16 protein-coding genes are annotated in these 22,954 nt (G+C 40.0%); all 16 read left to right on the top strand.

Annotation, left to right across the window (positions count from 1 at the left end; translation table 11 throughout):
* Positions 1–5 precede the first annotated feature (5 nt).
* The 16 genes from EAE92_RS00080 to EAE92_RS00005 all read left to right on the top strand — a co-directional run bounded on the left by EAE92_RS00080 (position 6) and on the right by EAE92_RS00005 (position 22,493).
* Complete coding sequence (locus EAE92_RS00080; protein ID WP_214066600.1) at positions 6–1,403, top strand: phage tail sheath family protein; 1,398 nt, start codon at positions 6–8, stop codon at positions 1,401–1,403.
* Positions 1,404–1,451: 48 nt separating this feature from the next.
* The gene (locus tag EAE92_RS00075; protein ID WP_214066599.1) at positions 1,452–2,657 is read left to right on the top strand and encodes a phage tail sheath family protein; all 1,206 of its coding nucleotides are present in this window, start codon (positions 1,452–1,454) and stop codon (positions 2,655–2,657) included.
* 13 nt (positions 2,658–2,670) lie between these two features.
* On the top strand, positions 2,671–3,129 hold the full coding sequence (locus tag EAE92_RS00070) for a phage tail protein (protein ID WP_214066598.1): 459 nt from the start codon (positions 2,671–2,673) through the stop codon (positions 3,127–3,129).
* Entirely contained in the window at positions 3,126–3,305 is a 180-nt protein-coding gene (locus EAE92_RS00065; RefSeq protein WP_214066597.1) for a DUF5908 family protein, read from the top strand. Before EAE92_RS00070 ends, EAE92_RS00065 begins: the two co-directional genes overlap by 4 nt.
* A complete protein-coding gene (locus EAE92_RS00060) occupies positions 3,292–3,975 on the top strand; it encodes a CIS tube protein (RefSeq protein ID WP_214066596.1) in 684 nt (227 codons plus the stop codon). The genes EAE92_RS00065 and EAE92_RS00060 overlap by 14 nt, the downstream gene beginning before the upstream one ends.
* Positions 3,972–5,573: a phage baseplate assembly protein V gene (locus tag EAE92_RS00055; RefSeq protein ID WP_214066595.1), complete on the top strand. Its 1,602-nt coding sequence runs from the start codon at positions 3,972–3,974 to the stop codon at positions 5,571–5,573. Before EAE92_RS00060 ends, EAE92_RS00055 begins: the two co-directional genes overlap by 4 nt.
* A gap of 12 nt (positions 5,574–5,585) precedes the next feature.
* Complete coding sequence (locus tag EAE92_RS00050) at positions 5,586–6,122, top strand: GPW/gp25 family protein (protein WP_214066594.1); 537 nt, start codon at positions 5,586–5,588, stop codon at positions 6,120–6,122.
* Positions 6,119–6,535 (top strand): hypothetical protein, encoded by a 417-nt coding sequence (locus tag EAE92_RS00045; RefSeq protein ID WP_214066593.1) that lies wholly within the window; start codon positions 6,119–6,121, stop codon positions 6,533–6,535. The genes EAE92_RS00050 and EAE92_RS00045 overlap by 4 nt, the downstream gene beginning before the upstream one ends.
* 42 nt (positions 6,536–6,577) lie before the next feature.
* Positions 6,578–8,404, top strand: a complete 1,827-nt coding sequence (locus EAE92_RS00040; RefSeq protein WP_214066592.1) for a hypothetical protein — start codon at positions 6,578–6,580, stop codon at positions 8,402–8,404.
* Entirely contained in the window at positions 8,401–11,361 is a 2,961-nt protein-coding gene (locus EAE92_RS00035; protein WP_214066591.1) for a hypothetical protein, read from the top strand. The genes EAE92_RS00040 and EAE92_RS00035 overlap by 4 nt, the downstream gene beginning before the upstream one ends.
* A 145-nt stretch (positions 11,362–11,506) precedes the next feature.
* Positions 11,507–12,754, top strand: coding sequence for a tail fiber protein (locus EAE92_RS00030; protein ID WP_214066590.1), 1,248 nt, complete (start codon positions 11,507–11,509; stop codon positions 12,752–12,754).
* 63 nt (positions 12,755–12,817) lie between these two features.
* The gene (locus tag EAE92_RS00025) at positions 12,818–14,380 is read left to right on the top strand and encodes a contractile injection system tape measure protein (protein WP_214066589.1); all 1,563 of its coding nucleotides are present in this window, start codon (positions 12,818–12,820) and stop codon (positions 14,378–14,380) included.
* A 9-nt stretch (positions 14,381–14,389) separates the two neighbouring features.
* Positions 14,390–16,456, top strand: coding sequence for an ATP-binding protein (locus tag EAE92_RS00020; RefSeq protein WP_214066588.1), 2,067 nt, complete (start codon positions 14,390–14,392; stop codon positions 16,454–16,456).
* Between the two features lie 24 nt (positions 16,457–16,480).
* Positions 16,481–17,383 carry a Pvc16 family protein gene (locus EAE92_RS00015; RefSeq protein WP_214066587.1) on the top strand — a complete coding sequence of 301 codons (903 nt, stop codon included), beginning with the start codon at positions 16,481–16,483 and terminating at the stop codon, positions 17,381–17,383.
* 63 nt (positions 17,384–17,446) lie between these two features.
* Positions 17,447–18,403: a hypothetical protein gene (locus EAE92_RS00010; protein WP_214066586.1), complete on the top strand. Its 957-nt coding sequence runs from the start codon at positions 17,447–17,449 to the stop codon at positions 18,401–18,403.
* Between the two features lie 133 nt (positions 18,404–18,536).
* Positions 18,537–22,493, top strand: a complete 3,957-nt coding sequence (locus tag EAE92_RS00005; protein WP_214066585.1) for a putative adhesin — start codon at positions 18,537–18,539, stop codon at positions 22,491–22,493.
* Positions 22,494–22,954: the final 461 nt, after the last annotated feature.

Here is a 22,954-nt window from a genome sequence, read left to right as displayed (position 1 = left end):
GCAATATGTCAACAATACCAACTTATCCCGGCGTCTATATTGAAGAAGATGCCTCACTGGCTCTCTCCGTTAGCCAAGGGAACACGGCAATCCCGGTTTTTATCGGTCGTTTCTCACCGAAAAAAATCAGCGCAACGCCACAAGTGACGCGCGTGAGTAGCTGGTTGGATTTTACTAATCAGTTTCATGTGGGCTGTATTACGTCGGTAGCAGTCAAATTAACGAAACCTACTCCACCACCTGCTCCTTCCCATCCTGAGAAAAACGAAGGCAATGCAAAAGCCAAAGATAATGTAAAAAATTTTGCCGCCCAAAATATTACGCTTGATACAAACGATAAAAATAACAGTGACTCTTACGATGTAACTACCGTCACCTACACAACAAGCAGTGATGCTTTAAAACTTTATTTCCAAAATGGCGGCGGACCTTGTTATATCCTGCCAATTCCTGATTCAGAAGATTCTCACACGCTGGCATTAATTCCTGAGTTAATTAAGCAGGCTTTAGAAATTACCTTAATCGTCTGCCCTGAACAAGATTCTAATTACCAGAGCAAAATATATAACAGTCTGACATCTTCATTATTAAATGAGGGCTATTTCCTTATCGCTGATAATCAGGATAAAGAAACCACACCCAATGTGAGCCTGCAATCACAAACCGCGACTTATTATCCCGCAGTTAAAGTCTCACAACTTATTCAGGTAGAGGAGAATAGCATCGCGATTTCAGGTTATCAGGATGAAAAAGTTACCCATCTGGCGGAACTCAAAAAGCAAAACCCAAAACTCTACAAGCAAGTTATCGAGGCAATAAAACAAAAAATTGCAGATAACAAAAAACTCATTCCCGCCAGTGCAGTGATGGCCGGTGTCTATTGTGCTACCGATGCCCGTCGGGGCGTCTGGAAAGCACCTGCTAACGTTGTTCTCAGCGGAATTAGCGATGTCGCGGATCGACTCAGCGACAATGAACAAAGCACTATGAATCAAAAAGGCATCAATGCTATCCGTTATTTCAGCAACAAAGGATTTGTCGTCTGGGGCGCGCGTACTCTGCAAGATGATGACAACTGGCGCTACATCCCGGTTCGGCGTCTCTTTAATGCGGCAGAACGGGATATCAAACAAGCAATGCGATTTGCCGTTTTTGAACCCAACAGTCAGCCCACTTGGAAACGGGTTCGGTCAGCTATTGACAACTATCTCCATCAACTCTGGCAACAAGGAGCGCTGGCCGGTAATAGCCCGCAGGAAGCCTATTTTGTCCAAATTGGTCAAGGTCTCACCATGTCCGATGACGATATTAAACAAGGCAAAATGGTGGTTAAGGTTGGCATGGCGGCGGTTCGTCCGGCTGAATTTATCATCCTGCAATTTTCGCAAAATGTAACACAGTAACCGTACTGAGGCGCGGTTCCCCGCGCCTGTTCTATTGAGGAACCGAGAATGGAAATAACACAGCCCGGCGTCGCCATCACGGAGAACCTGATATCCCAGCAACAAGACGAGGCATTTGTCGGTATCCCGGTTTTTATCGGCTATACTCAACCGACTGAAAATAGCCATGTCAGTGATAAAACCGCCGCCAAGTTAAATAGTCTGGCCGATTTTACTCGGTCATTTAAAAAAACAGGATTAATGTACTACTCCGTGCGCCACTTTTTTGACAACGGAGGCCAGCAAGCTTATGTACTGTCGCTAGGTTCTGATAAACCACAAGACAATTTTCAATCATTGACCACCACCCTACAGCAAGATTGGGTTAAACAAGCGATTTCGGCACAAAGTGCTATCACGCTGATTGCGGTCCCCGATATTGTCTATCTGAACCAGATGGATGCTCCCGATTCAGAAATCGACCAATACGACAAGATTCAGCTCTGGCTACAATTTTGGCAATCAGTACTTAACCTCTGCCGGTGCCGACGCGGAATCATGGGATTGCTGGATGCCCCCGATGATCCCGCACTGGCCGCTGAATGTTTAACGCAGCTCTCTTCCAGTGATCGGCAATGGGGCGCGGTATACTGGCCGCGACTAAAAAGCGCCTATCAGGAACAAGGTCAACCGATTGTACTTTCACCGACCGCCGCAGTGGCCGCCGTTATCCAGCGTAACGATAACCACATGGCTGTCTGGCACGCACCCGCGAACGTCGCGTTAGCCAAAGTAATAAGCCCAATACGCTCTCATATTGAAGCCGATGACCTGTTTAATCAGAACGGTACTTCGTTGAATCTGGTTCGCAGCTTCCCCGGCAAAGGGATAAAGATCTGGGGATGCCGCACGCTGGACTGTACCCCCGACTCCCCTTGGCGCTATATCCAGACTCGCCGTCTGGTTTCCTATATCGAAGCCCATATGACTCAACTGGGCCGGGCCTTTGTCTTTGAACCGAATAACGCCATCACTTGGATGAAGTTTAAAGGTCAGGCTTACAACTGGTTACGCCAGTTATGGCTAAATGGAGGACTGCGAGGTACTCAGGAAGATCAAGCTTTCGAGGCATTACTGGGAGTTGACGAATCGATGAACGAAGCGGATCTGCGAGCCGGGAAAATGATCATCAAGATCAAACTAGCGCTGCTCATTCCAGCGGAATTTATCGAGTTGAATCTGACATTTGATACCCGTACCGGACTCACCCATTAAGCAGGGGCAAAATATGAACAATTTACCCACCCCGTCGGTGTCACACCGTTTTATCGCCAGTTTTCTGTTTAACAATATCCCTAGCCCACTCGACATTGCTTTCCAACGTATATCGGGACTTAGCCGTGAATTGCAAACCACTCAACACAGTCAGGGCGGAGAAAATGCCAGAAACGTTTGGCTAGCGGAGAAGATCCAGCACGGCAATTTGGTTCTAGAACGTGGCGTTATGACCGTCACGCCGCTGACTTGGGTGTTTGATCGCGTCCTGCGCGGCGAGAAAGCCGTGTATGCCGATGTGGTCATCATGCTACTGAATGAACATTCAATTCCCGTAGCGAGCTGGACATTAAGTAATGCCCTGCCGGTTCGTTGGTCCACCGGCGACCTTGATGCCAATAGCAATACGGTTTTAGTGAATGCGCTGGAGTTACGTTATCAAGATATGCGCTGGTTAGGAGTGAAAGCATGACCGTCGAAATTAAAGAGCTGATTATTCAGGCCAAAGTGACCGATTCAGCCAGTCACTCGCTAGCTCCGCGCACACTAGCGCAGGAAACGCTAGATAATGCCCGTCTGATTGAGATAGTGAAACGGGAAGTATTAGACGCATTACGTGAAGCAGGAGGTCATTATGAGCTTAATTGAACGCAGCCTGTCCAAACTCACTCTCACCGCTTTCAAGGATCGGGAAGGGAAAATCTCGGTAGGCAGTTTACAGGCAATGTATAACCCCGATGCCATCCAGCTTGATTATCAAACCCGTTATCAACAAGATGAAAGCATTAACAGTACCAGCCAAAGCTGCCGCTATGTGTTATCCCAACCGGCTGGCCTGTCATTAGTTCTGTTATTTGATGCCGCCATGCCCGGCAACAACACCCCGATAGAAACCCAACTGGCAACTTTGAAAACCTTGTGTGCCGTGGATGCCAGTACTCACGTTCCCCACTTCCTGAAAATCAAATGGGGCAAAATGCGTTGGGAGAACAAAGGCTATTTTGCTTGCCGCGCTAGCGGCCTTAGCATCAGTTACACCCTATTTGACCGGGACGCCACGCCATTGCGGGCCAGCGCTACCCTATCTCTGGCGGCAGATGAAAGCTTTGTGATTCAAGCTACCGAGCAGCAATTAAAATCACCCCCGGCTACTGCGGTTAACGTAACGGATATGCTCTCCCTGCCGTTGATCGCCTTAGGCGCCGGAGCTTCTCTGGCAGGCGGGATTGATTATCTCTCGCTGGCTTGGCAAAACGGACTGGATAATCTTGACGATTTCACCCCCGGACAAACCCTGCAAGCCAAGGGGGATGCATGAAGATACCCGCGATAACGCTCGAGATAGGCGGTAAAACGCTTAACCACTTTACGGTTATCAGCCTGACAGTAAACCATCATATTAATGGCATCCCCTCGGCCAACATCACGCTGGGGATCGCCGGTGATGCCAGTCATATCTTTGATGCCAAAGCGCAAGCTGAACTGGCAAGTTGCCGCCCCAATCATCAACTTAGCGTGCAGATAGAAAAAACTGTAGTGTTTAAGGGGATCATCGTTCGGCAAACATTAGGGCTGAAAGGTCAGGACAGCATTATTACTCTGATCGCCAAGCATCCATTGCAAAAATTAACTCACAACTTCCACTCGCAACTGTTCAACAAACAAAATGATGAGGCGATTATCAAGAAGTTGTTCAGCCAAGCGGGTATTCCTGTCACCATAAAACCAGCGCCTCAGCTTAAAACGGTGCATGAGCAAATGGTACAGTTTCGCTGTAATGACTGGGCTTTTCTAAAAAATCGGCTATTCGCGACTCATATCTGGCTGCTGCCCGGCAACGACAGCGTGACGCTAGTCGTCCCGGAATCACTGAATCGGTCAACTATACATACCATCCACCAGCGAGCCAACCATCAGGATATCGTGTTATTTGAGGCTAATCTGCAATGGGATAACCAACGCAGCCCCAAAACCGTGAGTGTGCAATCTTGGGATGTCGCTCAACAAAAACTGTCTCCAGCCCATCAGGTAAAAAACAGCGGCCTTGGTCACAATCAACTCGCCATAGACAACCTGACATCATTAACCAGCCAAGAATGGCAATGGGTTTTCAGCTACCCGTTGGACAATGAACAAGCCAAACAGCTTGCTCAAGGCATTCTGAATAACCGCCGCAGTCATAACGTCTCTGGGAATTTTGAGGTCGAAGGCGATAACCGTTATCAAGCCGGTGATGTTCTGGCGTTAAGCGGCTTTGGTCAAGGGATGGATGGTCAAGCGATTATCACCGGCGTCAGTCACGCCATCAATCAACGGCACGGCTGGCGCACTCGGCTAACTCTGGGGCTATTACCGGAAACCGAGCAAGCTATACCACCTGCGAAAGAGCTACACGTCGGGATCGTGGAAAAATATCAGCGAGATAGCCAGTCACTAGGCCGTATTCCGGTCAACATACCGGCGTTAAACTTAACCAACGGCACTCTGTTTGCCCGTTTGGGTAAACCTTACGCCAGTCATGAAAGCGGCTTCTGCTTTTACCCGGAACCAGGAGATGAGGTGATTATCGGCTTCTTTGAATGTGATCCTCGCTTCCCGGTGATATTAGGCTCGATGCATAACCCGAAAAACAAAGCACCATTAGAACCGAGTGAAAAAAATCAAATGAAAACCTTAGTGATTAAACAAGGGGAAAATCAACAGGCATTAATCTTCGATAATAAAGAGAATACCCTCGCATTAAATAGCGGAAAAAATACCTTATCTTTGCAACAGGATAAAGATATCACGCTTAATTCTGCTAAGAATCTTATTACCCATGCTCAAGAAATTAAAATAGCGGCCGAAAAATCGCTATCCGCTTCCGGGAAATCTGGGGTTGATATTAAAGGCGCGAAGATTAACTTAACCCAATAGTAAGGTAATGAGATGACAAACAAAGCATTAGCCAATAAAGCATTAACCGAAACAGCATTAACCGAAAAAGTATTAGCCGACATTTATGGTCGGGGTTGGGCCTTCCCGCTGCAATTTTCTATTAAAGATTTTTCTATTAAAGATCGTACGTATAAATATAGTACGTATAAATATAGCGCGCACCCTGAAATAGCAACCGGCGTCACAATGGCGGAAGGAGCAGAAAACGTTCGCCAAAATATGAAAATTCTTTTTCTTACCGAACCCGGCGAACGGATTATGCGTGAAAATTATGGTTGCGGCCTGAGTGATTATCTGTTCGCCAATATCCGTGACGAAATAATGGCAGAAATTCAGACTCGGATTGAAGAACGGGTATTACGTTATGAACCCCGCGCCGATATCAACGAGATCCAAGTAAACCAAAGAACAGACGTGCCTAACACCCTGCATATTCAGGTCACTTACACCCTGCGAGGCAGCGAAATCAGCCAGCAGATTGAAGGCGCCCTTGAAGTTAATGAAGGCCGAGTACAGGTGAGTCTATGAGCAAGCAACTGGTGGTGGATGGCGACACTTTGCTGTTCGAACCCTTATTTGGCAATCGGCAAGCCACCATTTTGGGGCCAGCGACCATCCGCGGTAGCGGACACGCGCAAATCCAAGGCAAAAAAATCGTCATAGTAGGTGATGAAAAAAAGGTCCAGTTTCAGGCGCAATATATTACCCCGAGCCACCCGGTCCCCGGCATGGGAATGGTCACTATTGCTCAATTGGATGCCAGCCAGCTGGTAAACTTCTGCCGTAGCCCTGCCACGGTAATTGTGGTCGGGCAACAATTTATCGCCCGTTTTACCCCGTCACAACCGGCCAATAATCCATCGAGCGGCCCGGATGTGACAGCCCCCAGTATGGGCAAAGGCCGTTTTATTGCCAGCCAATATGTGGTCACTGCCGGATAAATAACCTCTTCAACTTTATTCTAAATAACAGGTAATAAAAATATGGGACAAGCCGAATTAGAAAATAAACTCTCTGCTATCGTGCCGGATACTGCATTTAAACTTGATGAAAGAAGTACGCTGGATATATTAAATTGGCTTAAAGATTACGCAAAAGAAATCCCTTTCGATCAAGAGAAAAAACAGTTCTGGGATAGTTTTTACTTTATTCAAGAAAATAATCCGCAACAATTGGCGAATATTTACCAAAATGCAAATAAAGCAGATGGCCTTTTACCGGCACATCAAGCATTTATCTTGGCTTTTTTAAAGCTATTAGAAACAACTAATCGATTATTAAATACCTTTCCGGCCCGGCATCGCAATCTTTATTACCGGGAATTATTGGGACTAAAACCCAAAAAAGCGCAAGCGGATAAAGTTGCTATCGAAATTACTCTGAATACTGACAACCCAGAATTTCTGGTAGCCAAGGGAACACTGTTTGATGCGGGGCAAGACAATACCGGTAATCCGTTACACTATGCATCTGATACGGATTTATTGGCGAATCAGGGAAAGTTAACCGATCTGCGTTGGTATCGGAAAGTTGATAATGTCTGGAAATCAGCAATACTATTAAGCGACTCAGACAACATTGAATTCCCCAAAAACGGTATTCAACTTTTTAGCGAGACATCCAATGATCTTGAAGTTCAATCTGACCACCTAAATTGGGGCGAAGCAAATATATCGTCATTAACCCATGACACATTCTACTTAGGCTTTACCAATGTATTACCGGGACAAACTTTATCTTTATACTGGCAGTCAGAAGGTGTTAAAGCACTTAATTTATCTTGGTCTTATCTAAACCAGAAAAATATCTGGCAGCCAATCAATCAACTGGTTCACGATCAAACTCATAACTTGTCTGACCGGGGTATCTGGCGCACCTTATTGCCAAAGGATGCTGCAAATCAGGCGGCTTTGATGCCGACGGGACGTTACTGGCTGAAAGCCGAGATAACTCATCAGACCGATCCTCAAGATTATCCACGTATTAAGGGCTTGTTGTATAACGCCGCCACGGCGACATTAGTCAACGCAGACACCGTTGAACAGGATCACTTTATCAACGGATTAGCCGCCGACAGCATTAAACAACCGGTCAATGCATCCCCTGCAATCAGTGGCGTCACTCAACCTTGGGCCTCTTGGAATGGTCAGCCGAAAGAAACAGAACAAGCCTTCCTGACACGGCTCCCGGCTCGGTTATCTCACCGTAACCGAGCGCTGAGTTGGGGCAACATTGTCACCTTATTAAAAGAGCAATTTGTCAGCCTGTTTGATGTCAAATACCCGTCTGCCGGTGAATTAACCAAAATCCCGGCGCCGGAAAAACAACAACTGATTGTGATCCCTGACAGCCGTTACAAAGATAACGATGATGCGCTGCGTCCAACGTTAAACCCCGCTCGGCTGGCGGAGATGGTCGAATGGATCAAACAACTCAGCAGCCCTTGGGCAACGATTGAAATCAACAATCCCACCTACATTGACGTTAATGTGAACTACCAAGTGACCTTTATCGCAGGCGTTAACCCTGACTACGGATATCACCAGCTACAACAGCAATTAAGCCGAAAATATATGCCGTGGGGAGAAAATGCCGCTATCGGCGTGACAGTCGGTAATCGCATTGATTACTACCAGTTGTTAGCCACCATCCAGCAATCTCCTCTGGTGGAACGCGTCACCGATTTAAGCCTAACCATCGCTAACCGAGTCGCGGGCGCCGTGGGTAAAAGTATCGAGGCTGCCGATAATGAAGTGCTGATTTTAGTCTGGTCAGAACAGCGTCCCTCAAACCAAGGAGTTAACCAATGAGTCATCAGGATGCCCTGTTTCCCATCGTCAAAGACGATATTACCTTCGATGCCCTACTTGCTCAGGCCAAAACGGTGATTGAGCAACAATCCGGCCAATGCTGGAGCAATACCAGTGAAAACGATCCCGGCATCACCTTATTGGAAGCCTGTTGTTATGGCGCTTCCGATCTGGCCTATCGCCACACATTACCGCTGAGAGACCTTCTAACGCCAAGACCAGAGGACCAAACACCCGGCGACGGTATTTTTCCCCAAGAATTTGGCCCACAACAAACGCTAACCTGCGGCCCGATCACTGCGGAAGATTATCGCCGGGCTTTATTAGATTTACATAGCAGCGACACGGTTAATGAAACAAACGAAAGTTATTTTTTCTTTAATGATGTCCAATTAATTCGTGAACCTGAAAACGAACGCTATGAATATTGGTATAACAAAGAAAAACGTGAATATAGCTTTAAAAACTCCGGATCAGATAGCCAATTAGCTCTGAGAGGAAATTATTGGCTCTATTTACTGCCTGGTCGGGAAACTGAAACTAATAAAACACTGGCTGAGGAGAGGCTGAAAACTTTCCTAAAAGATAACCGTAATCTGGGGGAATTCATCAGCAATATTATCTGGCTGCAACCTACCGATCTCCCCTTGCAGATTGATATTGAACTTGAAGATAACGTCATTGATCTTCCTGATATCTTCGCCCAAGTTTATATGACGGCGGAACAGATGGTGCTGGCAAAACCCAAACGTTATACCACTCAGGCCATGAAAGATCAGGGTTACAATCATGAAGAGATATTTTCCGGCCCTTATTTACATCACGGTTGGATACCGACCTTGCCTCAAGCCAAAAATTACACCAGCGCTACGGTATTAAATCTAAGTCGTCTGGTTAACCGATTATTGGCTATTAAAGGTGTGCAAAGTATAACCCGGTTGGCATTAGCTCATCACGACAAAACTATTACGCCATTGTCGGATGATAATTGGTCCTGGAGAATCGCCCAAGGATATTACCCCAGATTATGGGGTAGCGATCCATTGGCATTAATTACCTCAACAAACAGCCCGCTTACCATTACCGCCAAAGGGGGCGTTAAAATTGGCGTTACCAGATATGATGTAGAGAAGCAGCTTATTGCAGAACCACTGATTAATACACAACCTGAATTACTGCATTGGGGTAAATATCGTAAAGTTCTGGATTACTATCCGGTAAGCAATAAATTACCCGCTTGCTATGGATTGCAGACCTATGCCAGCAACCAACAGCAAATACAGTTGCACCAATTTATGCTCCCTTTTGAACAAATGCTGGCTAACGGCTGTGCCGAACTCGCCCTTTTACCAAAACTATTAGCCTTTAAACAACGGGGAGAAACAGTACACGGTGTGCAATGGCCTTTTAAAACGGGTACAGTCAGCCATCGTGTTCACCAACAAGTCATTCCTGATTTAACCGCAAAACTAAGCCTCGATTCACAAATCTATATTGATAACCATATTCAGAAGCCAAACTATATAAAAGAGGCGACAATTCTGAATTATCTGTTGGGCTATTTTGGTGCTCAACTTGCCGCCAGACCACTTACATCAAACTCACTACTGGGTTTCAAAGACTTTTTGTCTACTCAGCGCGGCTATCTGGCTCAACAACCGGAACTGACCTATCAACGTAATAATATTCGGATTGATCAAGTGTCGGCGCTACAAAAAAGAATTGCCGCCCGCTTGGGTTTAGGTGGGGAATGTTTCAGTAAAACACCTAATCTGGATGGCCTGCCTTTTTATTTAATTGAACACCGTCAACTTTTGCCGATAAGACCCGATACCAAATTCGACGATAAACAAAAACCTGACGATCTAAAGATAATTGAAGAGAATTCAGGCTCTAAAAATCATCAACTCATCATCACACAGCAAGGTATTGCAGGTCAGTTATTACAAGGTCAGGTAATTAATCTGATTATTATTGAAGATGATAGAGAATTTATATTACGGAGCCAAATGATCACCGAAGTAACAGGAGATACCTTTTCCCTTAGTACACGTAACAGCAGCGATTTGGAACGCAATCTGGACAGAATAAGACAGAAATTTAATGATGGTAATCTGCGCTGGCAAAATAGCCCAGTATGGCTGGAAGATATGGATTATCAATTGGTTTATGCCGATGAGACATATAAAAATGCTACCGAAGATCAACGTTGGATTACTTCCAGTGCTCAAAGCCCCTTCCCTGCTATGATTGAAGAAAATGATGAAATCACCCTGAAATATGTGATTACCCCATCTGGGCCAGCCTCAAAAATATCAGCTCGTACCGTTCTCACTGAACCACCCGAATATGAACTCAAAGCACGGGTAGTTAAATTTAATCGTATTCAAGGTAAGATATTAATTAAACGCAACCAAGACTCACGGAATAAAAACTTTCCAAAAGAGGCCGAAGCATGGCGTTATCGTTGGTATTTCTCCAGCGAAAAATATGCTTTGGCCGATCGCTTTTCATTTGTAGTTAGCGTGGTAGTAAATCGTCAGTTAATTGAAAATGACAAAGTTGATCCTTATAAGTTGGAATCTTGGGTGAAAACAGAAATATTAGCTGAATTCCCCGCACATATTTCAATGATTATTCACTGGTTATCACCGGAACATTTTAAAGATTTTGCCAGCACCTATAAACGCTGGCAAAACAATGACGCCCCTTTAGGAGACGAGGCATACCATATTTTAGAGACCTTAACCTTGGGACGCCTGCCTTCTGATGCAACCGGTATTGGCAATATGCGAATTGCCACTAAACAGCAGCGTACCGAGGTCATTGGTGAGTCTGGAGATAAATGGAATGAATCAGTCATAAAAAGTGATCAATTATTATATGTTCCTTATACCGGAGGCATGGCTAAACTTAATGCAATTATTATTAAAGATAATAGCAAAAATAGAAATTAATTTATCCAATATAAAAACAAATTAATATAGCACAACAAAAAACTTACTTTAAGATTAAATATCTTTTCCTGTTTAATTATACAGAAAAATCTACAAAATATTTAAATGTCAATAATTTAATACCATACAATATAGGATGATAAAGATGGAAAAAAAATCTAATATGGAAAATATCAAATCAAATGGCCCATCAGCAGATGATTTAAAAAGACGCTTTAAAGAAGGCAGTATTCCATTACAAACCGATTATGCCGATCTGATTAATATTGCTGATATGGGTCGTCGAGCTGTTGGCAAAGCACCCGGTCAGATGGATAATCCAAATTCAGCGCTGAAACTGGATAATGACGGCGCACTAGCGGTAAAACTTAACGACAACGGCGGTTTAAAGACAGATAAAGATGGATTAAGTGTAAAAATCAAGAATAAAAGCCTGTCAGTTGATAATAACGGATTAGCAGTCAATACCGGCAGAGGATTGAGAATTAACAACGACAAGCTTGAAGTCGATAATCATCACGGTATTGAAATAGTTAATGAAGGGGTAAAAGTTAAAGCTGGTGAAGGTATTAAGGTAGACGATAAAGGTGTCAGTTTAAAAATGGGAAAACCTATCAACAATGCCTATTCTCCATTAATATTAGAACCAAAAAATGATGTTTTATCTGTAAATATGGGTAATGGCCTGATTGACAGAGACAATGGAATATCAATTTGCCATGGTAATGGCATTGATGTAGGTTACAATTATGTGGCTGTCAAGGCTAGTAATGGTATTACTGTTGATGGTAGTGGTGTTTCAGTTAAAGCTGGCAATGGTATTACAGTTAATTCAAACGGTGTCAGTATTGATCCCACTAAAATACTCCCCAGAGGAATGATTGTAATGTTTTCTGGTGATAGTGCTCCTACTGGATGGGCTTTTTGTGATGGTAATAACGGAACGCCAAATTTAAAAAATCGTTTTGTGATGTGTGGAGATGGTTTTTCTGATAAAGGAAATAGCTATCATTCAGCTAAGGGATACGGTAATGAAAAATCATATGACAAAGATACACAACAAACTCAAATTTCTGTCACTGTTAATGTGCAAAATACAAGATTAACAGAATCACAAATACCTAGTCATAATCATATTGGAGGTATGGCTTATCGGTATGGTACTGGAATAAGATATACTTATTCAACAGGGAACGGAGAAACAGACGAAATAAGGAATCATATTGATTCTGAAGTAATGACTAAAGATAGTAGCCCGTATTACGCATACACATCAGAAACAGGCGGAGGACAAGGACATAACCACCAAGCAACAGCCTCATCCCCTTCACATGATCATAGAGTTGATGTAATTCCGCCTTATTACTTATTAGCCTTTATTATGAAACTTTAATTATATTCTACAAATACAAAATTAAATTACCTATTATCTGCTAATTACCAAGGAAATATCAATATGACTTCGGAGCCAAATCTGTTAAATCGGATTACCATTACTATTGCAGCTAATAATCAACAGGTAGCTAAAAAAGTATTGCATGGCTCCATGCTTAATCAGGCCAGCATAAATAAACTACTCAACTCATACTTTGATGAATATAACATTCATCAGGATATCTCTTTAGAGACATTAACCCTTAATCTTGGTGAGATAAATTTCCATGATTTTAATTTATTATTCCCTGCTCGCCTCAAGGTTGATTTGAATAAAGCACTTAGCCAATATCAGATAAATAACCATCAGGAAGAAATTCTACTGAACAAGCCAACATTTAATGAATTCACCGATAACTCTTCCGCATTCTACGATAATAATTTAATTGACGCGGAGAATTTCATTCACTCTTTATATCAACAAGATTCCCAACCCAATACAATGGAGATAATAACGCACAATAAAGACATTCAGATTAATAAACTTATTCATCAATTAACACAGATAGAGAGAAAATGGATATTGCTATTGGCAAAAAGCTGCTTATCTGAACACGGCATACAACGACTTTTGGCTATCAAACAACCCGCTTTATTAATTGCCATTAATCGTAGATTATCCGAAAAAGTAAACAAACCACAATATCAGGAGGAGCTTGTCTCCTCCGCACAACTGATACTCAATGCACTGGAATATCTACAGCGGCATAATATTCAGGAAATAGCTAAACCCGATGCTAAAATCATTTCACGGATTACCACTGAACTTAATAACGGTGTATTTAATGCCACATCTGTTATTAAATTATTTCGCCAGGTTATTAATCAAAATACTCCATTAAATAATTGGCTAAAACAACTCTGGCAAACCGTTTCTGTTTCACGGCTTTGCCAAAAATATCTGTCGGTTGAAGAATATCAATATTTATTGGAATGCTTTATGCCAAATCATATAGATAAAAATACACCCGGTAAAAAATCAACCACAAATAACATTAATTTTTCAGATATTCAGCAACATCAACCTCTGGTAAATCAGAAGGTGATCACAGAAAATCAAAAAATACTATCAGCATCAAACTCTCCACGCCAAGTCAATAATGCCGGGATATTAATACTATGGCCGATGCTACCCGCATTATTTAATCAACTTGGCCTACTTGAAGGGAAAAAATTTATCCATCGCCAAGACCAATTTAGCGCTGTTAATTTCCTTGACTATCTGATTTGGGGAACCGAAGAAACACCGACAAAACGTAAGAGATTCAATAACGTTCTGTGCGGATTAACGGCTGATGAAAACAGTGAATCAATCTCACTTAAACCAGAGAAACAATTAATAACAGAGCAATGGTTGGATACCGTTATTGCTCAACTTCCCGGCTGGAAAAAATTAAGCCGTAATGATGTCCGCCAACTATTTTTACAACGACCGGGAGAATTGCTGACAAACGAGCAAGAAATCAAAATCACCATCCAGCAACAGCCATTTGATGCATTGCTGGCTGACTGGCCGTGGCCATTAAATATCGCCAAACTTCCCTGGTTGGATCGCTCTTTATTAATCGACTGGCAAAATATTTAACAGGTTTATATGAACTCTCTACTCAAAAACAACCATTACATGGCAACAGAGTTACACTGGATTTACCCTCATCTGGAACGCATTGATCTGCGATTACAACATTACTATTACCAAAATGGAGAAAAATACGATTATTTACCGGAGAGTTTTCTCCTTACCGAAGATGAATTAAACCAGCGTCTGACAAAGCCACAAGGCATTCCTCATTGGATCACTAAACAAGATGATATTATTAATTTCCCTGAAATCGAAGAAAACCCCAATGCATTATCACAATTAGTTGAACGTTTTGAGCTTACTGAATTTGAACGGGATGTTTTATTATTAGGTTTATTACCCCATTTCGATAGTCGTTATCATGCATTATTTGCTGCTCTGCACGGTAACAGTAAAAAACAGTGGCCGAGCTTTACCTTAGCAATTGAATTATTTAGCCAACGCCAAAGTGATCGGCAATTACTCCAAAATAGCCTTCTGCCGCAAACACCGTTAATCAGTCATCAACTATTACGGCTTAATAGCCACGAAGAGCCTATTTGGTTACAAACTCAATTTCTAACTCACAGCACTATTTGGTATTTCTTATCAGGCCAACGGGTTATTTTATCCCCCTTGACAACTTGTGCTTATTGGCATTCTTCTGCCTCACACGGTTGGTATCCACAACCCCTTTACCGTTCACTTGGAAAAATATTATTAAATAAAACCGATGAACTACGCCCGCTGGTAATACTCAGAGGAAAACAAGATAGCGCCAGAGAATTAGCGGTAAGCAATATTATGGCATTTCATAATATCAATACCTTAACTCTAGACTTAGCTCAACTGCCGGAGGAAAGTAATCCTAACTTGCTGATAGATGCAGTACGGGAAACACGATTACATGATGCCTGTTTATTAATTCGCAATTTTTCTTTGCTCAAAGATGAAAAGAAAATATTACATAGCGAATTATCCGATTTATTAAATCAGCCAAAATTACGTGTAGTTTGTCTGGCAGAACCACAAGATTCATTAGTGTGGATTAAACACCTGCCAATAGTGCAAATTAATATGCCGGTACTGACTCTGGCGGATAAAAAAACCATGCTGGAAGCAAGTTTATCGGATAATATCGCTCAGAAAATAAATATTACTGAGCTATGCCAACGTTTTTCATTCACCGCAGAAACATTACCGCAAATCCTTATAGAAGCGAATCAATACCAAATACTCCGACAACCGGAAGGTCAATTGGAAGAAACCGATCTGCGTAAGGCATTAAGTTTCCGTGCTCAACAGAATTTCGGTAAATTAGCGCAACGAATAACCCCCAAACGCAGCCTTAATGATTTAGTCATTTCAGATGCATTAACCCAACAATTAAAAGAGATTATTGCCGCCATTCATTACCGCGACCAAATTCTGGCTACCGGCTTTCAGGAAAAAATCGGTTATGGCACCGGTATTAGTGCGCTATTTTATGGAGAATCCGGGACTGGCAAAACGATGGCTGCCGAAGTGATCGCCGGTCATCTTGGCGTTGATCTAATTAAAGTGGATCTCTCTACCGTGGTGAATAAGTATATTGGCGAAACGGAAAAAAACATCTCCCGGATTTTCGATCTGGCCGAAGCGGATTCCGGCGTGCTATTTTTCGACGAAGCGGATGCTTTATTTGGCAAACGCAGTGAAACCAAAGATGCTCAAGACAGACATGCTAATATTGAAGTTTCCTACTTATTACAAAGATTGGAAAGTTATCCGGGATTAGTAATTTTAGCCACCAATAATCGCAGCCATTTAGACAGTGCTTTTAATCGCCGTTTTACCTTTATTACCCGTTTTGCTTATCCCGATGAAATATTACGTAAGAAAATGTGGCAAGTCATTTGGCCGGAACAAATTAAATTATCCGATACCATTGATTTTACCCATCTGGCTAAACGAGCTGATTTAACCGGGGCTAATATCAGAAATATTGCGCTATTAGCCTCAATGTTAGCGAAAAATGACCACTGTGACCAAATCGAAAATAAACATATAAATCGAGCCGTTACACTCGAACTAAATAAAACTGGCCGACTGGTTTTCTAAAAATTCAACAAAATTGGAATAAATATGACAACCCTAATTGCTTCTGACAATGCGATTATTGAAGTAAATAACGCATTAAATACTGTTTTATCCCAGTATCTAAATATCAATGGTAATAAAATTGATATCCGTTTTGATCTACCTGAAATTAATTCTATTCAATCGGAACCGACAGTCAGTGTATTTCTTTATGACATCAATGAAGATTTACAATTACGCGCTGCCGAACCAAGACGTTATAACCCAATAACCAACACATTATTACCGGGATGGGTCAATATCAATTGTAACTATTTAATTACTTACTGGGATGCCAGTAAACCATCAAACGACAGTTCAAGTCCGGATAGCCAACCCAATAATCAAGCGGCGCAAGTGATGACTCGTGTTCTGAACGCATTAATTAACAACCGTCAATTAACCGGCATTCCCGGCGCCTATACCCGAATTATTCCCCAACAGGAAAATTTAAATAGCTTGGGTAATTTCTGGCAGGCTCTCGGTAATCGCCCCCGCCTCTCTCTAATGTATTCAATTACCGTACCAATGAAACTGCAAGATATTAAAGACAACATTACACCCATTAGCCAGATTTCTGCTTCTGTGGATCAGAAACCAAGCCTAAATAATTCACAAATCAACCAAGCTCTGACTGATAAACTGTACGCCGATTTAGGTGGCACAGAAGATATTTATCTTGCCCTGGATAAAGTCAATCTGATTACTGAATTCGCTACAATCGATAATGAAAATCAGGAAAATAGAAGTATAATCCTTAATATTTCAGGCATTACTCATTCAAATTATTTACCGAAAATAAAGGACATTATTTCAAAATGGCAAAATAGCCAGAGTGCTGTTATTAAAATAAATGGTGTCGGCATTATTATTTCCAAAGCAAATTCTGACAAATTAACTGGAGTTTAACTTTATTTCTATTCAATCATATGATAATAAAATAAGCCCCTCACCAAAAAAACAGGTAATAATATGCCAAACAACAAATACAGTGAAAAAGTTAACCACTCAGGAAATAGAACGGAAAAGCCCTCAATATATTCTGACGAACATAACACTATGAATAATTGTTCATTGGGATTAGGATTGGGTTTACAATTAAATAAAAAATTAAGAACAGGGAATGAAAGAAATATAGAAGGCGCACAACCTTTTACTCCTTCCCCCTTAAAACAAAAACAATATAGCACCAGCCCCATAACAATGTCTGATATATTAGATGAAAGCGCACTGACTTCACAACCGATTATTACCGATTTAATTAACCCGCAAAAGATAAAAATGTCAGACGGCGTAAAAAATATTTTAAATAACAAAGAAGGAGGCGGAGATCTGGTGTTCAAGGCACTACAAATTAAACCATCAGATGAAACTCTGCCATTCAATGCATTAAAAATTGTCGATACCTGGCAAAATGAAATACCCGATAAAGACATGTCTATTCTAGCGTATTGGGCGCCACAAGGAGGATATGTTGATATCCCGGCACAACCCGATATCAGTCGCAATCCACAATATGTATTTACCCCAAGCTTCAGTGGATGTTCATTTGTGGTCGATAAAATGAATAAAGATACTCTCCGGGTTCGACACGTACAAGGTGGTCAAGAAGACGTTGAATATAATAACCAGAATATTGATCACGGAATGGGTATGATTACGGCAATGGAATACCGCGATTATGGATATCACGAGGCTGATGGCAAAGTTATAGAAAATACCTATGGTTTTGCATTCTTAAAATTTAACCAAGAGGAAAAACAATGGCAACTTCACTATCAGACAATAGCCGCAGCCCCTAATATTAAAAATATAAAAACTAAATCTAGTTGGTTGCCATTCAATAAGCCTTCAATTGAAGCCGACACCATTACTTCCGAAAATATGAAAGTCTTTGGATATAATAGGAAAAACATCAATGATAATTAATCTATATATTATTTACCCCTAATATATTTTCCATTATAAAATTAATAGATGGAAATATTAAAAACAAAAAACACAATAAAAACACTCATCATGCAAAAAACACCATCAATAAAACAATAGAGAGACCAATAAAATGAAATTTAATTATCAAATAAGTGAACTATTCTATAGCGGTTATCATTCAGATATTCCTGTCGCGATTTTCTCTGAACAAGACTTTACCAAAGCTTATGAAATATACCACGATAAAGATTTTAATTATCATAGATTAAGAGTAGAACAAGAGCCTTATGCAAGCTATTTCAGGGCCTTTCATCATACGGATATTCATCAACAAACTTATTCAATATTTGAGTTAGAAAATAGATATGAGGAGATGATCTATCTTAATAAAAATCGGCAATTTGAACCTGATGCTGACTCTATTACTGTCATGTCCAATCATATTCCTTATAATTATGATTTTTATGGCTATACTTCGTTGCAATATTTAAAGACCAAACATTCAGAAGAATTGAATCATTATCATGAATCTAATTTTAACAATGAAGAGCTTAATGACATAGTTCTGATTGATTACTTTGAAGGGTGGCGTCAGGAACATAATCTTACTTCTGAGATTGATATAGAAACTTGCCTTGCCATTGAAGATAGTATTGCCAGAGTTTCGATTCTGGGATTACTGAAAGGTAATATATCAGATGATATTAAACAAAAAGTTATTTTCCCTGAAGGGATAACATTTGAAATGCAGCAAGATCTGCTTGATAATGATTTAGGTAATAAAATAGGTGAATTTAATCAGAACATTATTGCAAAACTTCAAAGATTAGCAAAAGCGGAAGATACGGTTTCAAAAATATTATCACCTTATCAGTATATTGAATATAGAGTTAAAGAGATTTCTGGTAATCGTGTTCGTTTAGATCAACGAGTTACTGTTATTGTTTCAAAGAGAATGCTTGATAAATGCAAGCCTAAGATTAATAGAAAATTTGATGTATGTAAAAACCAACCAAAACCGATAACTAAATATTTCACAGTTTATGATTTAATTAGAAACATCAATCACAAAGAGTTTAATAAAGTTGAATATAGTGGAAAAGATATAAAATATCTATTAAATAGCGACATTGAAAATATTTTAATTAAATTGCACGATGTTACCGGTGATTATGAAAGATATATCAATAAATTTAGAAACAATGAAGATGTGAAATATTATATCAATGAAGGAATTAATAAACTTTCTGGTTCCACAGGAACAACAGTAGACGAATTTCTTGATAAATATATAGAACATATGGATGAGATAAGCTATACGGAAAGTGAAATTATAGCTGATTATTATCTTAATATAATCAGACAGCTTTTCGAGGCTATCTCAATGACTCTCCCTATCAGCCCGATCAAAGGTTATTTAGCCACTATTACGGCCAATACCATCATACCACTTATTCAATCAGCGATTGTGAACACTAATGAGGAGAGTCACGCATTACAACAAGAGGCTTGGGTTAATTTTGCTGTTTCATCCGCTTTCCATGCAATTTTCAGTAATCGTGCAATCAGTGGAAAAATTGCTAAAGGCGCAAAGTTAATTGAAAATAGCGGTGGATACATTACTAATAAATTCAATATCAAAAAAATAAACATTAATTATAGAGGAAATTCTCAATTAGCCAGAGAGAGTGTCAAGAAAATTCCCGGTTCAAACACTAATCCGTGGAGATTAGAAAACATTCGCAATAGATATAAATGGTTTTTTGATCGAAAATATTGGTCAAGATTTAATACTGAGAAAAAGACAGAAGTTTTACAATCACATCTGATGAAAACGCAAGAGGCCAAAGAGTTAGCTGAAATTGTTGGCTGGGAAAAACTTAATAAGATGATAAAGGATTCAGTCACATTAGATTATGAAGGAAATCCAATTAATAAAATATCATTCAGGAAGCTTGAAGATGAAGTGACAATAAGAAGCTATGCTTTCAAAAATGACAGAAAAAGAATTAATGACATAGCAAATTTCCTTGATGATAAATTAACCCTTTCAGAACAGCCAGGAAAAATAATTAATGTTGAAGATATTTCAGGAAGCAGTCATTTAGATCAAGCAGCCAATTGGATTGTCAGTAAAAGTACATCAAACGCTAATAACGTTCAACATGTCACAAGAGTACTATCCAAATATATTAACAAAGATATCAGTGATTTTAATGTATTAATACAATTGCACAGTGAACTCTATCGCTTAAAACCGGGTACTAATTTAAGATATTATCGTGGTTTCGGTGATCAAATATTTCCACATATGGAATCATCTAAAACGATTCTCCCTTATTATCTGACCAGAACAAAAAGCGTTAACGGCGTTGATCCTTTCCTCATCTATTCAACTTTAATTGAAATTCATCCATTTGGTGACGGAAATGGCAGAGTCGCCAGATCAGCTTATGCTCTGGCTTATATTAATAAGCATAGAAAATTTCAAGCATTAACAAATTCATCAGAAAAGATTTTGACCGAGAATGCCAATCGACCTAAAACATCTTTTAGATCGCCAACCAGGAATACTCGTCAGGATGCGTTTTATCTACTAAGAGATAAAGGAGAAGTCGGTAAATTTAAAATATTAGATAACAGTGATTCAAATTATACTGTGGGAGTTGATGAATCCAACTCTAAATTCAATATCTATACCGCTTGGGATAAGAACGAAAGTCCTGCTACCAGTAAAACCGCTATTTTTTCCGCTCATGGTGGTCGTGAAAATTCAGCCAGACCAATTATATTTCCAAAAAATAAGAATCTTATATTTTGGGCGCCAGATGAATACCGATTAGATGATCCACTCATTGAACGATTTGTTAATGAGTTTAATAAATTAAATCCTCATTCAGCGGTTGGCGGAAATTATGAAAAATTCTGGGCAGCATTCCCTAACAGATATAAAGATTATGATTTATTAAAATCGCTATTTACTGAAAAGAAACTTGAGCAGTTAAAGAACATTGGTAATATTATAGAAAAACATACAAATTTAAGGGCAGAAGATGCAACAGGTATTAGCGCCTCAAAATTAAAAAATAGTTCAGTGCCAAAAGTCGCAGAATATCAATTTTCATGGTATGAAAAAGATAAAGAAAAAGAATATGTTCTGGCATTAATCGAAAACAGAAAAACAGTAATAAGGGTAAATGATGGCACACCGGCAGTTGACTTAATAAGCATTAGCCCAAATGTTCCTATTGATAAGAAAGTCAGTATTAAAGATCTTATTGAATTCATTAAAGAGAAAAATTATGAAAATATTCATGTATTAGCGTGTAGAGAAATTTGGGATAACGGCAAACCCAGAAGTACAACTCGTTCTTATGCAGTCACTCGCGGCTATCGCAACGAACATGAAAAGTATTGGGAAAATAAGCAGTTGAAAACGCTGCCACAATCTAAAGCTGCGGATTCAAACAGAACTAAACGAGGGATTTCCACTATTAATATAAATGAATATCTTAATAAACCACGGGATATAAAATACCTTTTGACATCGATGTTATTTACCAATAGTAATAACACTCTCAGTTATAGCGAATATATGGTTGGCGTGGTAACAACAGATGATAAAATTATTACTTTTGCTGATTCTTTAGAACAAGAAAACTATGATATCTTTTTACCCGGCAGAGAAGAAGATAGCCCTGAACTAATGCAAACACAAACAGTACTGGATAATCATTCTCTATCCAACTTCAATGTATATAGCAATAACTTGCTTGATTTCAGTGAAATAACAGTAGGCAAACACCTACATTTTAAAAGCGGAGAGAAATCAGATGGAAATGTCATTTTAGAAATAAACGATTCAGAAGGTTTCCGTTCATTGGCAATAAAGGTTATAAATCTAAACATGATAGGAATCTATCTGGCAAATATTATTAATAGCAATTCCCAAGATTTTAAAGCCGGAAGAGAAGAAAATGGGAAACTTGAAACAAGTATTCTAAATGTTAATAATTTATATCTAAAGCGTGAAAGTGAAAACAGTTATTACATCAAAGTGAAATTTAGTATTATAGACGTTAAATAATATACCTAATCTATATGTAAAACCCGGGGGCTATATTTAATAATATAGCCCTCGTTATTTCCAATGATAATTAATTTTTCAAGTCCATACATTTTGTTATTTTTCTGATTAATCAGATAATTATTGCACCAAAACGTTGATAATAAAAACAAGACAAATCTGAAAATAGATCTCAATTAAATACCCATTATTCAACTTTATGATTAAATACATATAGTTAAATAACAAAACAAAAACGGATAACATTATGCTGTAAACTAAAACTATTGCACTAAAGAAATACCTATGAGAGTTTGTTTCTCAATCGAAAATAGATGCATTATTTAAATATTTACCTGATTATCACTTAAATTCAGCTCCCATAGGCGTATACTTAAAATAAGTCTGTGTGGAGGTAAATGAAAATGGCTAAAAATCAGATTCAATTCCAAAAAGGCATTTCTATTCATGAGTTTATTTCA

This window comes from Photorhabdus hainanensis (assembly GCF_018448965.1).
GTDB classification, from domain to species: Bacteria; Pseudomonadota; Gammaproteobacteria; order Enterobacterales; family Enterobacteriaceae; genus Photorhabdus; species Photorhabdus akhurstii.
This window is presented reverse-complemented; position numbering and strand designations above follow the sequence as displayed.